We start from the raw sequence: 12,661 nt of genomic DNA, 5'->3' as shown, positions 1-12,661 counted from the left end.
GGCCGGGTGCGCTACCACCTCCGCACCGGGCCCCGCCGCGTCGACCGCTCGGACCGCCGCCTCAGACCGCCACCGGCCCGCCGCTCGCCAGCGAGCGCTCGGCTCCGACCAGGATCTCGACCACCCGCAGGCCGAAGTCCGCCCCGCAGGGGTGCGGCTCGCCCGAGGCGGCGGAGGCCTGCAGGGCGTCCAGCGCCCGGTGCAGGGCCGCGACCGGGCCCTCACCGCGCGGGGGCAGCTCCACCACGCCGTGCTCGCCGCGCAGCTCCATGCCCGTCCCGCCCGCCGCGAGCGGCGCGGTCAGGCTGAGCGCGAGCGTGCTGGAGGCACCGCCGGCGTGCCGCACCACCAGGTGCACGGTGTCCAGCGGTCCGGCCGTCGCCGTCACCTGCGTCGCGTCGCCCAGCACCGGCAGCAGCACGGACAGCGCGTGCGGGCCGACGTCCCACAGCGCGCCCTTCTCCACCCGCCACGGCGAGGCCGCGTACGGGCTGGTGCTGCCGGGGGCGAACACCGAGCCGAGCCAGTCCGAGCGGCCGGTGAACCAGCCGCCGAGCTCCGCCTGCCGCTCGATCCACGGGATCTGCTCGCCGCCGAAGCGCACGGTGAAGAAGACCACCGAGGCGACCTTGTGCTCGCGCACCGCCTCGGCCACGGCCTTGGCGTCCGGCACGGTCAGCGCGACCGGCTTGTCCAGCAGCAGGTGACAGCCGGCCTCGGCGGCGCGCACCGCGAGACCCGCCTGCACGGTCGGGGGCAGCGCGATGGAGACCGCGTCCACCTCTGCCAGCAGCCGGTCGAGGTCCGCGTACCCGGGCACGCCGTGCGCGGCGCCCAGCGCCTCGGCCGCCTCCGGCCGGCGGCCCCAGACGCCGGTGAACTCCAGCCCGGGGTGCTCGGCCAGGACGGGCGCGTGCACCCGCTCCGCCCAGGGGCCGGTTCCCAGCAGTCCGATCCGCACGATGTCTCCGTTCTCCGATGAGCGCCCGTGGGCGCGAGTGGTGGGTGAGCGCCGGTGAACCCCGGCGGCGCAAGTGGGCCCCGGCAGCGCGAGTGGGCCCCGGCAGCGCGAGTGGTCCCCGGTGGTCGGCACGAGCGAGCGCGGGCGAGTACGGGCGGGCGGGCGAGGGCTCAGCCCTTGACGCGGGCCAGGGTGAAGCCGTCGTAGCCCTTGCTGCCGACCGTCTGCACCGAGGTCGCGGTGACCCTCGGCTCGGCCGCGATCAGATCGTGCAGCGCCCGGGTGCCGACCACCCCCGGGTCGGTGCTGGCCGCGTCGGCGACGGCTCCGCCGCGCACCACGTTGTCGACGATGATCAGCGAGCCCGGCCCGGTCAGCTGGAGCGCCCGGCGGAAGTACTCCGGGTTGCTCGGCTTGTCGGCGTCGATGAAGACCAGGTCGAAGGGCTCCGCGCCCTGCTCCACCTGCTCCACCAGCTCGGCCAGCGAGTCCGCGGCCCGGCCCACCCGTACCTCGGCGACCCCGGCCAGCCCGGCGGCCGCCAGGTTGTCCCGGGCGACCTCGGCGTGCCGGGGGTCGAGTTCCAGGGTGAGCAGGGTGCCGTCCGGGGGCAGCGCCCGGGCCAGCCAGATCGCGCTGTAGCCGCCGAGCGTGCCGACCTCCAGGATCCGCTTCGCGCCCTGGGTCAGCGCCAGCAGGTGCAGCAGTTTGCCCTGGTTGGGGGCCACCGCGATCTTCGGCAGCCCGGCCGCGTCGGCGGCTGCCGTGGCCCGCTCCAGCACCGGATCGTGGCCGACCAGCCGCTCGGAGAAGTAGGTGTCCACGGCGTCCCAGGTCGGCTGCGAAGACATCGGGCCCTCCGGAGTGCAAGATCGGCAGTACCCGACCGATGCTACTCCGAGGGCCCGAGGACACCACGGGGGTGGTTGTGGACGACCGGTCTCCCGATCCGCATGGGGTGGTCAGTCGGCGACCGGCTCCTTCGCCCCGGCGGCGGCCTTGGCCGCCTCCTCCGCCTCGATCTTGGCGTGCGTCTTGGCGGCGCGGCGCTTCATGATCCAGGCCGAGAGCAGGCCGATCACCAGCGCCGCCCCCAGGCCCGCCCAGGAGAACCGGGCCAGCCAGGGCTCGATGCTCTTGCCGACCTTGTAGACCAGCAGCGTCGTACCGCCGGCCCAGACCACGCCGCCCAGCACGTTGGCGATCAGGAACTTCCAGTACGGCATCTTCAGCGCGCCCGCGAGCGGACCGGCGAAGATGCGCAGCAGGGCGATGAACCGGCCGAAGAAGACCGCCCACATGCCCCACTTGTGGAACGAGCGCTCGGCGGTGGCGAGGTGCGACGGGCCGAAGTGCTTGGGGAACTTGCGTCCCAGCTTCTCGAAGAGCGGCTTGCCGCCCTTGCGGCCGATCGAGTAACCGATCGAGTCGCCGATGATCGCGCCGGCGATCGCGCAGATGGCGACGCCCCACGGGCTCACCACGCCCTTGACCGCCATGAGGGATGCCGTGACCAGGGCGATCTCGCCGGGGAGCGGGATACCGAGCGACTCCAGGCCGATGATCAGACCGACTACGGCGTACACCGCCGTCGGCGGAATCCCTTCGATCCAGGCGTCGATGTGCAAGGCCAGTCCCTCCGTGGCAGGACGGGACCGGCCGCTCTCCCCCTTGGAGCCGCGTGCCCGTCCCGGCAGTTCGTCCGATGGCGGCACCCAGGCCGCTCCCCCGGAGCGAGCCTAACGTGCCGGGCGGCCTGTCCCCCCGACCGATCACCCGTGGTTACGACGTACGCCCCGGGACCATGGTTCCAGGTTGACCAGCGTTTCTTCAAGATTCGGCAAAACGCAGCGCGACCACGGACGGGCGCTGCTTGATCCAGCGCGCGATCGGCAGCAGGGCGCTCAGCGGCGGACGCCCGCCCTCCGGGTACACCTCCCGGACGTCGGTGACCCGCGGGTGCGCCGTGGCCAGCAGACCGCGCTGGTCCGCGTCCATCCCGAACGGCATCGGCGGCGCCTGGTAGTGCCCGTGCCGCAGCTTGCCCTCGACGGCCCGCCGGCTGAACCAGCGCGGCACCGCGTCCAGCACCATGGCCGCGCCGGGGAAGCGCTCGGCGCAGGCCGCGATCAGGTCGCGGACCTCCCGCGGCCGCAGGTACATCAGCACCCCCTCGGCGCTGATCAGCACCCCGTTCGCCGGGTCCACCTCGTCCATCCAGCCCGGGTCGGTGACCGAGTGGGCGACGATCCGGCGCCGCTCGTCCGGCGGCAGCAGCGTCCGCCGCAGCCCGGCGGTCTCGGCCAGGTCCACCGACAGCCAGCCCGCCCGCCCGTTGTCGACCCGCCAGGCCTGGGTCTCCAGGCCGTCCCCGAGCCCGACCACGGTGCCGCGCGGGCAGCGGGTCAGGAAGTCGGACACCTCGCGGTCGAAGCAGGCCGCCCGCAGCGCCTGGAGCTGGCTCACCAGCGCGTTCTCCCCGAACCGCGCCGCGAACGGGAAGTCGATCCGGCCCACCAGCTCCACCGCCTTCGGGTCGGGCAGCACGGTGTCCGGCCGCCGCGCCTCCACCGCCCGGTGCCACAGCGTCCACAGCGCCGTCTCCGGCACCTGCCCCAGCTCCGGCCGCACTCCGCCGCCACCCATCGCTCGCTCCTTCGGACGTCGTCCCGCCACGCAGCCGTCACGCTCCCGCCGCGTTCTCGCGTTCCCACCGCGTTCCCGCGTTCCCACGGCGTTCCCACGGCGTTCCCGTCATGGGCATGAACCCGCCGATTCTGACACCCCGTCCGCACCTTCCCTCGCGCCGACGCGCCGACCACCGCAAGGGGGCGGATCCGGCGGCAGAAGGGCGCGGAACTCGCCGGAGAAACACGACAGGGGATGTCGGGTTCAGCAGGGACAGTGGTGTCACCGGGCGGCGTCGTAATAACGCCGGCCGGGACGACGCACCGCGATCACGACGTACGGACAAAGGACCCCCATGCGCGAAACACCCGACGAGCTGCGCCGCCTCCAGGACCTCCTCGACACCTCGCTCTCCCGTTCCACGGCGCACCTGCGGTCGATCATCAGCAGCGAGCGCACGCTCACGGCCGAGCAGCTCACCAACGTGCTCACCGGCATGTGCACGCTCGCGCTGTCCACCGTGACGGCCAAGGGCGAGCCGCGGATCAGCGGAGCGGACGGGCACTTCCTGCACGGGAAGTGGCACTTCGGCACCGCGCGGGGCGCCGCCAAGGCCCGGCACCTCGCCGCCCGGCCCGCCGCCAGCGTCGCGCACATGCGCGGGGAGGACCTGGGCGTGTTCACCCACGGCACCGTGGAGATCCTCAACCCCCACGACGGCGAACCGGCCGCCGACTGGCCGGACCTGCTCGCGTACTTCCAGGACTTCTACGGCGCCGACGCCTTCGACTGGGACAACGACGTGGTCTACTACCGGCTGCACCCGCAGTGGATGACCGTGTTCGCCCCCGACTACGCCAAGCTCGTCGGGGAGACGGACGAGACCGACGGGACGGACGGGACCGACGGGACATAAGCCCGCCTGTCGGACCCACCCGTGAGAATGGTGCCGGCGCCGCCCTCGGACCACCGGGCGCGCGACCACGACGGACGACCGGGGGACCGACGTGCGGGCGAGCCGGACCATCGCGTTGCTGCTCCTCCTCCAGACCCGGCGGGAGATGACCGCCGCGGAACTCGCGCTCGAGCTGGAGGTCTCCGAGCGCACCGTGCAGCGGGACGTCGCCGCGCTGGTCGAGGCCGGCGTGCCGGTGTACTCCGAACGCGGCCGCGGCGGCGGCTACCGGCTCGTCGACGGCTACCGCACCCGCCTCACCGGCCTCGAACGCGCGGAGGCGGAAGTCCTGCACCTGGCCGGGCTTCCCGGCCCGCTGCACGCCATGGGCCTGGCCGGGCAGGCCCTCGCCGCCCGGCTGAAGGTCGCCGACGCCCTGGGCGACGCCCCCGCGGCCGCCGTCCAGCGCTTCCACCTCGACGCACCGGCCTGGTTCCGCGACGCCGAGACCCCTGCGCTGCTCACCGAGGTGTCGCGTGCCGTGTGGGAGGACCGGGTGCTCCACGCCCGCTACGCGGCCCGCGGCGGCACCCGGGACCGGCGGCTGGAGCCGTACGGCCTGGTCCTGAAGGCCGGGCAGTGGTACGTCGTGGCGCGCGGAGCGTCCGGCCGGTTCGGCTCGTACCGCGTCGGCCGCTTCGAGACCGCCGAGGCCGGTGACGAACGGTTCGACCGCGACCCGGAGTTCGACCTCGCCGACCACTGGGCCGCGGCCGCGAGGGAGTTCACCCGCGCCATGCTGCGCGAACGGGCCCTGGTGCGGCTGAGCCCGCTCGCCGTCGGGAACCTCGCCGTCCTGCTGGAACCGACCGTCGCCGCCGACGCCCTCGCCACCGCCGGCGCCCCGGACGCCGACGGCTGGGTCACCGTGACCCTGCCGGTCGAGACCTGGGACATCGGCTACTTCGAACTCCTGCGCCTCGGCCCGGAGGCCGAGGTCCTCCACCCGCCCGAACTCCGCGCCCGCCTGGCCGAAGCCACCCGCCGCGCCGCCGCGCTCTACACCCGTCCTCACCCGAGCGGGACCGACGGCCCACCCCGCCCATAGCCCGCGAACCGACCCTGACCGGCCGGCCGTTCGCGAACACGGGCCGCGTGAACCCGCGCTCCGCGAACACGGGCTCAGGGGGACGGACGCCGCATAGGATCCCGGGAGCGAGCGGAACCGCCCGGCGGCTTCACGGGAGAGCACCCCGCGGACGTCACCGCCGCCGAGGCCGCGTCCCGCGCCGCCGCCCTGCTCGACTCGGCGGGCTGGGAGGTCGCGACGTCAGTGGAGGACACCGGCGGGGCGCCCCGTCTCCTCGTCGCCGGCCGCCGCGACGGCTGCGGCATCGAGGTCCGCGCGGTCGACCACGTGCCCACCCTCCGGTTCAGCGGGCGGACACCGGCGATGGCCCTGTACGAGTCGGAGGAGTTCCAGCGGCCGGACCCGGTGCGCACGGCCGAGACCGTCACCGCCGGGTTCGTGCTGTGCTACGAGTGCGACGGCCTGGGCTGGTGCCACGAGTGCGGCGGACGCGGCTGGCGACCCGACGCAACCCACGGGCGGGTCAAGTGCCCCGCGTGCCACCGGCGCCGCGTCTGCGTGATCTGCCGGGGCGCGGCGCAGCTCGCCGTCTCCGATCTGTCGACGTACCAGCGTGGCTACTACCCCGAACTGGATCGGTGACGGTTCGTCACATGCGCGCTACCGGTGCGCGGTGCCGCCGCCGGCCCCGGCCGGCGGGAACGGGGTGCCGGCGACCGCCCGCCCGGTGCGGGCCGAGGCTTCGGCGAGTTCGGCGCGGAACCGGTGACGGGTGCGCACCAGGATCCGCCCGAGCATGTTCCTGCCCGTCCCGGTCCTGCCCCGACCCCAGTAGTGATCGGTGGTGGTGTCCTCGACGATCTCCTCGTCACCGGTGGACAGCAGAATGCCACGGATGTCGGCGTGCGCACGGAACTTGGCCGCCACCGCACGCCGCATCACGTCGTCCTTGACCCGCTCCCAGTCCCTCCGCAGCGGCCTCGACGCGTCACGGCCCAGCTCCGCGGCCCGCAGCGGCGTGCGCGCACGCCGGACGAGGTCGGCGTGACGGGTGCCCTTGAACTTCTGCGCCTGGAAGTAGTGCTCCGAGGTCGGCCACCGGACCCCGTCGAGGTCGAAGCCGTGATCGGAGAAGTTCGAGAAGCATCCGTAGGGGACTTCGTCGGCGCCGTAGAAGTGGATCGTCATGGGAACCTCACGGGTGTCGCGGAGACCCGCACCGTGTCAGGCGCGCCCCGGCCCCCGCAACCGGTTTTCCCCGCCGGGCCCGGCCCTGGCCCCCGCCCGCGCCGCCCGTCCGACAGTCCTGACCGCCGCCGAACGCAGCCGACCGGAGAAGCCTGCGGGGCCGCGGCGCCTGCGCTGCGGCCCCCACGCTCACGGCTGGATCAGCCCGCGCTCGTACGCGCGGACCAGGTTGCGCGGCACCAGGTGCTCGCGCCCGTCGACGGTGATCGGCACAAGCCGGGGCGCGCTCGCCTTCCACTGGGCGCGGCGGTGCCGGGTGTTGCTGCGGGACGTCCTGCGCTTGGGTACGGCCATGGGACCGCTCCTATCGGGTGGTCGAGGTGTAGGGCAGCAGGGCCATGGCGCGGGCGTTCTTGATCGCCCGTGCCATCGCCATCTGCTGACGGATGGTCAGCCGGGTGACCCGGCGATGGGGGCACCTCCCGGCCGAAGGCTGGGGGAGTATCTTGCCGCGGTCGGAGACGAACCTCCGCAGCAGATCGGTGTCCTTGTCGTCGATGGAGGTGATGCCCGCCTCGATCAGCGGGTTCCGGCGCGGACGGGCCGGACGTCCGCCGGTGGGCGCTTGGCCATGTCGGTTCCTTCGTACGGTCGTTCAGGAGACGGGTTCGAGCAGGCCCTCGAAGGCGTCGGGCAGGGCCTTCCAGCCGGCTTCCCCCGCCAGCAGTTCGGCGTCGGTGAGCAGGCAGGAGTCGAGCAGTTCGGTGATCCCGTCGACGTCCAGGCCCTCGGCGGTGAAGACGAGTTGCTGGACGCGGTCACCGTGGGCGGGGTGCCAGTCCAGGGCCGCGGCGGCCCGGCGGGCGGGCGGGTACAGCTCCCAGGCGGCGTCCGGCAGCGAGGCCAGCCAGGGCCCGCACTCCTCGACCGCGAGATTGGCACCGGCGGCGTCCCAGGCGAGCATCAGCTCGCCCCGGTTGGCCAGCCAGAACCGGCCCCGGCTGCGCTGAGCGGCCGGCACCAGCAGCTCGAGCGCCTCGTACAGCCGGCCCGGGTGCAGCGGACGCCGCCGTTCCCAGAGCAGCGTGGCCACCCCCGCCGAGTCGGCCGGCTGCGGCAGCAGCGCCAGGGCCGGGTTCACCCGGTCGCGGGCCGCTGCCACGTCGAAGCCGCCGAGCGCCGCCCGCAGCAGCTCGCCGGTGCCGAGCAGGACCCGTCGGGCGGTCGGGTGCAGCTGCCGCAGCATCGACAGCCCGGCCTCACCGCCACGGGCGACGGCGACGGTGGTGGCGTACTCGATCTGGTGGGCGAGTGCCTCGGCGCGGGTACGGGTGTCGTCGGGCGAGGTCTGCTCGCCGTGCTCGGCCAGGGTGTCCGGGACGGAGAGCTCCCCCAGCAGCCGGTCGGGGTCGACCGCGACCACCACGCCCGCCGGCTCGATGAACTCCGCCGTCGGGCGGCCGTCCACCTCGCCGCCGGCGATCACCTCGACCGCCGGATGCGGGTCGCTGCCGCCCCACAGCTCGACGATCGCCAGCCCGTGCTGCCCGGCCTCGGCGATCCCGGCCAGCTCGGGCAGCAGGTCCGCGCGTAGGGCGCAGCAGGCGCAGTCGTTGGTCAGTGGGAGCTCGGAGGTGTCGTACACACCGTTGTCGTCGCGCAGTTCGCGGCGGACGGTGCCACGGCCGGCGTCGCGCAGATCGTGATGGAGGACCACCCCGTTGACGCTGCCGTCCAGCAACTCCTGGACGGCGCGGCGGCGTTCCGCGCGGTGCAGCCCGGCCACCACGACGACCGGGAGCCTGACGTGTTCGGGCACCGTGCTCACCAGCTCGACTTCCGCACGCCGGGCAGCTGCCCGGCGTGGGCCATGGCGCGCAGGTTGAGCCGGGAGAGGCCGAAGGCGCGCTGGTAGCCGCGCGGGCGGCCGTCCACACTGTCGCGGTTGCGGATCCGGGTGGCGCCGGCGTCCCTGGGCTGGCGGGCCAGTTCCCGTCGGGCGGCCGCTCGCTCGTCGGGCGTGCTGGACGGCTGGGCGATGACCCGCTTCAGCTCGGCCCGGCGCTCGGCGTACCGGGCGACGGTCGCACGCCGCTGCTCGTTCTTGGCGATCCTGCTCTGCTTGGCCATCAGACCTTCTCCCCCCGGGCGCGGATGCGGGCGACGGCGGTCTCGATGCCGATGGCGTCGACGGTCTTCAAGCCCTTGGCGCTGAGCGTCAGGCGCACGAACCGGCCCTCGCCGGGCAGCCAGTAGCGCTTGCGCTGGATGTTGGGGTCGAACCGCCGACGGGTGCGGCGGTGCGAGTGGGAGATCGCGTTGCCGAAGGACGGCTTGCGGCCGGTCAGTTGGCAGTGAGCGGACATGGGAACGGCTCCGTTGCGGATCGGGCGGGCAGGCGGACGGTCACGCTCCCGGGATCGGCGCGATGTCCCCGGGAGGCGTGACCCACCCTAGCCTAGATGAAAATGGATTTCATTTCACAATGGAGCACCGGCAGCCGGCACGGCCCGGTGCGCCGAGGGGCACACCGGGCCGCGGGCCGGCCAGGGACGGGGGCGTCAGCTCTCGATCCGGGTGGAGGCGAGCCGCGCGTACTGCTCGGGGCGCCGGGCACGGATCCGCAGGGCGAGGGCGACCCCGAGCAGGAACACCACGGGAACGGCGGCGATCAGCGACCAGTTGACGACGGACGAGGCACCGGTGAACAGGTCGAGGCGCCAGCAGACCAGTGCGGTGGCACCGATCAACAGCAGGCCGGCGAGCAGCGGGGCGACGACCGTGCGAAGGGCGGACGTGCCGTGCGCGGCGGCGGGATCGCGGCGGAAGAAGGCGAACACGGCGAACGCGGCGAGGGCCTGGAGGAGCAGGATGCCGACCACGCCTGGCGAGTTCACCCACAGGAAGAACTGGGTGTAGGGGTCGGCGCCGGCCAGGGCGGCGGCCGCCACGCAGACGGCGGCCAGCACGGACTGGATCGCACCGCCGATCCACGGGGAGCGGTGCCGGGGGTGGATCCGGGCGAACGCCGGGGGAAGGACGCGCTCGCTGCCCAGGGCGTACCCGTACCGGGTGATGGTGTTGTGGAAGGCGAGCAGCGCGGCGAGCAGGCTGGTGATGATGAGGACGCGCTGGATGTCGGTGGCCCAGGAGCCGACATAGGCGGTCATCTGGGTGAAGAACAGGCCGGCGGGGTCGTCGGTGGCGGCCTGCACGGCGTTCTCGCTGCCGACGGCCTGGATGATCATCCAGGTGATGAAGGTGTAGAACAGGCCGAGGAAGGCGATGGCGAGGTAGGTGGCGCGGGGCACCGTGCGGTCGGGGTCGCGGGCCTCCTCGCGGTAGATGGCCGTGGCCTCGAAGCCGATGAACGCGGCGGAGGCGAGGCCGAGGACGCCCGCCATCCCGCCGTTGGCGGCGTTGCTCGGGGCGAACGAGTCCAGGCCGATGCCGTGCGCACCGCCCTTGGCGAGGACGGCGACGGCGAGGAGCAGCAGGATGCCGGTTTCGGCGAGCAGCAGGACGGCGAGCACCTTGGCGCCGAGGTTGATGGAGCGGTAGCCGAGCAGCCAGACCACGGCGACACCGGCCAGCGCCCACAGCCACCAGGGCAGGTCCAGGCCGAGCAGGTCGTCGGCGGTGGTGCGGGCGAAGTACCCGAACGCGCCGAACATGCCGATCTGGATGGCGTTGTAGGAGAACAGTGCGAGCATCGCGGCGCCGAGTCCGGCGGGCTTGCCCAGGCCGCGGGTGATGTACGAGTAGAAGGCGCCGGCGTTGCGGATGTGCCGGGTCATGGCGGTGAAGCCGACCGCGAAGACCGCCAGGACCACGCCGATGGCGAGGTAGGCGAGCGGGGCGCCGATGCCGCCGAAGGAGATCGCGAACGGAGCGACGCCGGCCATCACGGTGAGGGGTGCGGCGGCGGCGACCACGAAGAACACGATGTCGCCGACGCCGAGGACGCCGCGCTCCAGGGTGGGGTCACCGGTCGCGGGTCCGCCTCTGGCGGTCTGCTGCGTGGGGAGGGTCATCCTCGATGGCCTTTCGAACAGGTGTGTGGGGTGTCGTTCGGGCGGTGTCGGGGTGCCGTACAGGAGGAGTGAGGGTGTCGTTCGGGCGGTGTCGGGGTGCCGCACGGGAGGGACGGGTGCGGGCCGTTCAGGCGGTGTGGGTGCGGGTGCCGCCCAGCCAGGTGCCGAGGACGGGGGTGGACGCCAGACCCCCGGGCGGAACGGTGTACGGGTCGGCGGCGAGCTGGACCAGGTCGGCGCGGGTGCCGGGGCGGATCACTCCCCACCGGCCGTCCTCGAAGGCCTGGTGGGCGACGCCCGCCGAGTAGGCGGCGAGCGCCTGGGCGGTGGTGATCCGCTCCTCGGGGAGCCAGCCCTCGGCGGGCAGGCCGGCGGGGGTCTGCCGGGTGACGGCGGTGGCGAGGCCGGCCAGCGGCTCGTACCGGGTGACGGGCCAGTCGCTGCCGAAGGAAACGGCTGCGCCGGAGGCGAGCAGGGCGGCGATCCGGTACTGGTGGCGACCGCGGTCGGGGCCGATCCGGGGGATGGTGAGTTCGGTCATCAGCGGGTCGGTCTGGGCCCACAGCGGTTCGAAGTTGGCGATCACGCCGAGGGCGGCGAAGCGCGGCAGGTCGGCGGGGTCGAGCAGTTGGACGTGGGCGAGGACGGGGCGCCGGTCGCGCGGGCCGTTGCGCGTCGCGGTGGCCTCGACGGCGTCGAGGGCCTGCCGGATGCCGGCGTCGCCGATGGCGTGGATGTGCGCCTGGAAACCGGCCCGGTCGGCGGCGGCGACGGCCTCGGCGAGCTGCTCGGGGCCCCAGTTGGCGACGCCGTGCGAGTGCGGGCAGTCGGTGTAGGGCTGGAGCAGGGCGGCGGTGCCGGACTCGATGACGCCGTCGGCGAAGAACTTCACGCTGTGCGCGGTGACCCGCCCGGCGGCCCCGCGCTCGACCCGGGCGCGCAACTCCGGGAGGGCGTCGAGCTGTTCGCGCCAGTGCTCGGGTTGCAGCAGGAACGCGAGGTTGGCGCGGACGGAGAGCCGGCCGCTGCTGGCGGCGGCGATCCAGGGTTCGACCTGGTGGGGTTCGACCCAGGCGTCCTGGACCCAGGTGACGCCCGCCGCGGCGAGCAGCCGCGTGGCGGCGAGCAGCGCCTCGACCTGCTGCTCCAGGGTCGGTTCGGGGATCAGCGCGGTGACGGGGGCCATCGCGCCGAATTCGCGCAGGGTGCCGAGCGGGGCGCCGTCGGGTCGGCGGACGATGACGCCGTCGGCGGGTTCGGGGGTTTCGGCGGTGAGGCCGGCCCGGCGCAGGGCCTCGCTGTTGACCCACAGGGTGTGGTGGTCCATGGAGTGCAGGACCACGGGCCGGTCGGGGACGGCTTCGTCGAGCCAGCGGGCGTCGAAGCGGCCGTCCTCGGCGAGCCAGGGGTCGAAGGAGTCTCCCTGGATCCACTCCGTGTCGGGGTGTTCGGTGGCGTACGCGGCGACGGCGGCGACGATCTGCTCGACGGAGGTCAGGCCCCGGACGGGGACGCCGTTCAGGCCGAGGCCTCCCATGATCGGGTGGACGTGGCCGTCGCCGAACGACGGGAGCAGGGCCCCGCCGGCCAGGTCGACGTGCTCGGTGCCGGGCCCGGCCTGGGCGAGGGCGTCGGCGTCGAGGGCGGTGACGATGCCCGCGGTCACGGCTACGGCCGTGGCCCGGGGGTTGTCGGGGTCGCCGGTGTGGACGGTGCCACCGGTGAACAGCAGATCGGCCGAGGCGTGGGTGATCATGAGCGCTCCGCGGTAACTGAACTGAGTTCGGTAATCTTGGACCCGGACCGGCGGGAGCCGGAAGAGTTCTACTGAACTTAATTCAATTACGTTTCGATAACCCCGGGGG

At 73.7% G+C, this 12,661-nt stretch carries 15 protein-coding genes; 3 read left to right on the top strand and 12 right to left on the bottom strand.

The window, feature by feature from the left end; all coding sequences use genetic code 11:
* Positions 1-61: 61 nt before the first annotated feature.
* The 4 genes from ABZ449_RS17270 to ABZ449_RS17255 all read right to left on the bottom strand — a co-directional run bounded on the left by ABZ449_RS17270 (position 62) and on the right by ABZ449_RS17255 (position 3,607).
* Positions 62-961 (bottom strand): Gfo/Idh/MocA family oxidoreductase, encoded by a 900-nt coding sequence (locus tag ABZ449_RS17270; RefSeq protein ID WP_360346361.1) that lies wholly within the window; start codon positions 959-961, stop codon positions 62-64.
* A 170-nt stretch (positions 962-1,131) separates the two neighbouring features.
* The gene (locus tag ABZ449_RS17265; RefSeq protein ID WP_360346359.1) at positions 1,132-1,812 is read right to left on the bottom strand and encodes an O-methyltransferase; all 681 of its coding nucleotides are present in this window, start codon (positions 1,810-1,812) and stop codon (positions 1,132-1,134) included.
* A 111-nt stretch (positions 1,813-1,923) separates the two neighbouring features.
* Positions 1,924-2,589, bottom strand: a complete 666-nt coding sequence (locus ABZ449_RS17260) for a DedA family protein (protein WP_360346357.1) — start codon at positions 2,587-2,589, stop codon at positions 1,924-1,926.
* Between the two features lie 202 nt (positions 2,590-2,791).
* Positions 2,792-3,607 carry a class I SAM-dependent methyltransferase gene (locus ABZ449_RS17255; protein ID WP_360346355.1) on the bottom strand — a complete coding sequence of 272 codons (816 nt, stop codon included), beginning with the start codon at positions 3,605-3,607 and terminating at the stop codon, positions 2,792-2,794.
* 337 nt (positions 3,608-3,944) lie between these two features.
* On the opposite strand from ABZ449_RS17255, the gene ABZ449_RS17250 reads away from it, so the two are divergent.
* The 3 genes from ABZ449_RS17250 (at position 3,945) to ABZ449_RS17240 (ending at position 6,216) form a co-directional block, all read left to right on the top strand.
* Positions 3,945-4,505: a pyridoxamine 5'-phosphate oxidase family protein gene (locus ABZ449_RS17250; RefSeq protein WP_360346353.1), complete on the top strand. Its 561-nt coding sequence runs from the start codon at positions 3,945-3,947 to the stop codon at positions 4,503-4,505.
* 91 nt (positions 4,506-4,596) lie between these two features.
* Positions 4,597-5,592: a WYL domain-containing protein gene (locus tag ABZ449_RS17245; RefSeq protein ID WP_360346351.1), complete on the top strand. Its 996-nt coding sequence runs from the start codon at positions 4,597-4,599 to the stop codon at positions 5,590-5,592.
* Between the two features lie 225 nt (positions 5,593-5,817).
* A complete protein-coding gene (locus ABZ449_RS17240) occupies positions 5,818-6,216 on the top strand; it encodes a hypothetical protein (RefSeq protein ID WP_360346349.1) in 399 nt (132 codons plus the stop codon).
* Between the two features lie 18 nt (positions 6,217-6,234).
* Here the strand turns inward: ABZ449_RS17240 and ABZ449_RS17235 are convergent, their stop codons facing one another.
* The 8 genes from ABZ449_RS17235 to ABZ449_RS17200 all read right to left on the bottom strand — a co-directional run bounded on the left by ABZ449_RS17235 (position 6,235) and on the right by ABZ449_RS17200 (position 12,552).
* On the bottom strand, positions 6,235-6,762 hold the full coding sequence (locus tag ABZ449_RS17235) for an NADAR family protein (protein WP_360346347.1): 528 nt from the start codon (positions 6,760-6,762) through the stop codon (positions 6,235-6,237).
* Positions 6,763-6,951: 189 nt separating this feature from the next.
* The gene (gene rpmF, locus ABZ449_RS17230; RefSeq protein ID WP_360346345.1) at positions 6,952-7,116 is read right to left on the bottom strand and encodes a 50S ribosomal protein L32; all 165 of its coding nucleotides are present in this window, start codon (positions 7,114-7,116) and stop codon (positions 6,952-6,954) included.
* A gap of 10 nt (positions 7,117-7,126) precedes the next feature.
* The gene (gene rpsR, locus ABZ449_RS17225) at positions 7,127-7,345 is read right to left on the bottom strand and encodes a 30S ribosomal protein S18 (RefSeq protein WP_360346371.1); all 219 of its coding nucleotides are present in this window, start codon (positions 7,343-7,345) and stop codon (positions 7,127-7,129) included.
* 72 nt (positions 7,346-7,417) lie between these two features.
* On the bottom strand, positions 7,418-8,590 hold the full coding sequence (locus ABZ449_RS17220) for a GTP-binding protein (protein ID WP_360346343.1): 1,173 nt from the start codon (positions 8,588-8,590) through the stop codon (positions 7,418-7,420).
* Positions 8,587-8,892: a 30S ribosomal protein S14 gene (gene rpsN / locus ABZ449_RS17215; RefSeq protein ID WP_360346341.1), complete on the bottom strand. Its 306-nt coding sequence runs from the start codon at positions 8,890-8,892 to the stop codon at positions 8,587-8,589. Before rpsN ends, ABZ449_RS17220 begins: the two co-directional genes overlap by 4 nt.
* Entirely contained in the window at positions 8,892-9,128 is a 237-nt protein-coding gene (gene rpmB / locus ABZ449_RS17210; RefSeq protein ID WP_360346339.1) for a 50S ribosomal protein L28, read from the bottom strand. Before rpmB ends, rpsN begins: the two co-directional genes overlap by 1 nt.
* A gap of 195 nt (positions 9,129-9,323) precedes the next feature.
* Positions 9,324-10,796 carry an APC family permease gene (locus tag ABZ449_RS17205; protein ID WP_360346337.1) on the bottom strand — a complete coding sequence of 491 codons (1,473 nt, stop codon included), beginning with the start codon at positions 10,794-10,796 and terminating at the stop codon, positions 9,324-9,326.
* 127 nt (positions 10,797-10,923) lie between these two features.
* Positions 10,924-12,552: an amidohydrolase gene (locus ABZ449_RS17200; protein WP_360346335.1), complete on the bottom strand. Its 1,629-nt coding sequence runs from the start codon at positions 12,550-12,552 to the stop codon at positions 10,924-10,926.
* Between the last annotated feature and the right edge of the window lie 109 nt (positions 12,553-12,661).

This window comes from Kitasatospora sp. NPDC005856 (genome assembly GCF_040629945.1).
Lineage (GTDB): Bacteria > Actinomycetota > Actinomycetes > Streptomycetales > Streptomycetaceae > Kitasatospora.
Note: the sequence above shows the minus strand (reverse complement) of the source record. Positions and strands in the feature narration are given on the sequence as shown.

Coding starts and splice junctions, on each gene's coding strand:
- ABZ449_RS17265 (WP_360346359.1), bottom strand. CDS start 1,812: ATGTCTTCGCAGCCGACCTGGGACGCCGTGGACACCTACTTCTCCGAG.
- ABZ449_RS17255 (WP_360346355.1), bottom strand. CDS start 3,607: ATGGGTGGCGGCGGAGTGCGGCCGGAGCTGGGGCAGGTGCCGGAGACG.
- ABZ449_RS17250 (WP_360346353.1), top strand. CDS start 3,945: ATGCGCGAAACACCCGACGAGCTGCGCCGCCTCCAGGACCTCCTCGAC.
- ABZ449_RS17235 (WP_360346347.1), bottom strand. CDS start 6,762: ATGACGATCCACTTCTACGGCGCCGACGAAGTCCCCTACGGATGCTTC.
- rpmF (WP_360346345.1), bottom strand. CDS start 7,116: ATGGCCGTACCCAAGCGCAGGACGTCCCGCAGCAACACCCGGCACCGC.
- rpsN (WP_360346341.1), bottom strand. CDS start 8,892: ATGGCCAAGCAGAGCAGGATCGCCAAGAACGAGCAGCGGCGTGCGACC.
- rpmB (WP_360346339.1), bottom strand. CDS start 9,128: ATGTCCGCTCACTGCCAACTGACCGGCCGCAAGCCGTCCTTCGGCAAC.
- ABZ449_RS17205 (WP_360346337.1), bottom strand. CDS start 10,796: ATGACCCTCCCCACGCAGCAGACCGCCAGAGGCGGACCCGCGACCGGT.
- ABZ449_RS17200 (WP_360346335.1), bottom strand. CDS start 12,552: ATGATCACCCACGCCTCGGCCGATCTGCTGTTCACCGGTGGCACCGTC.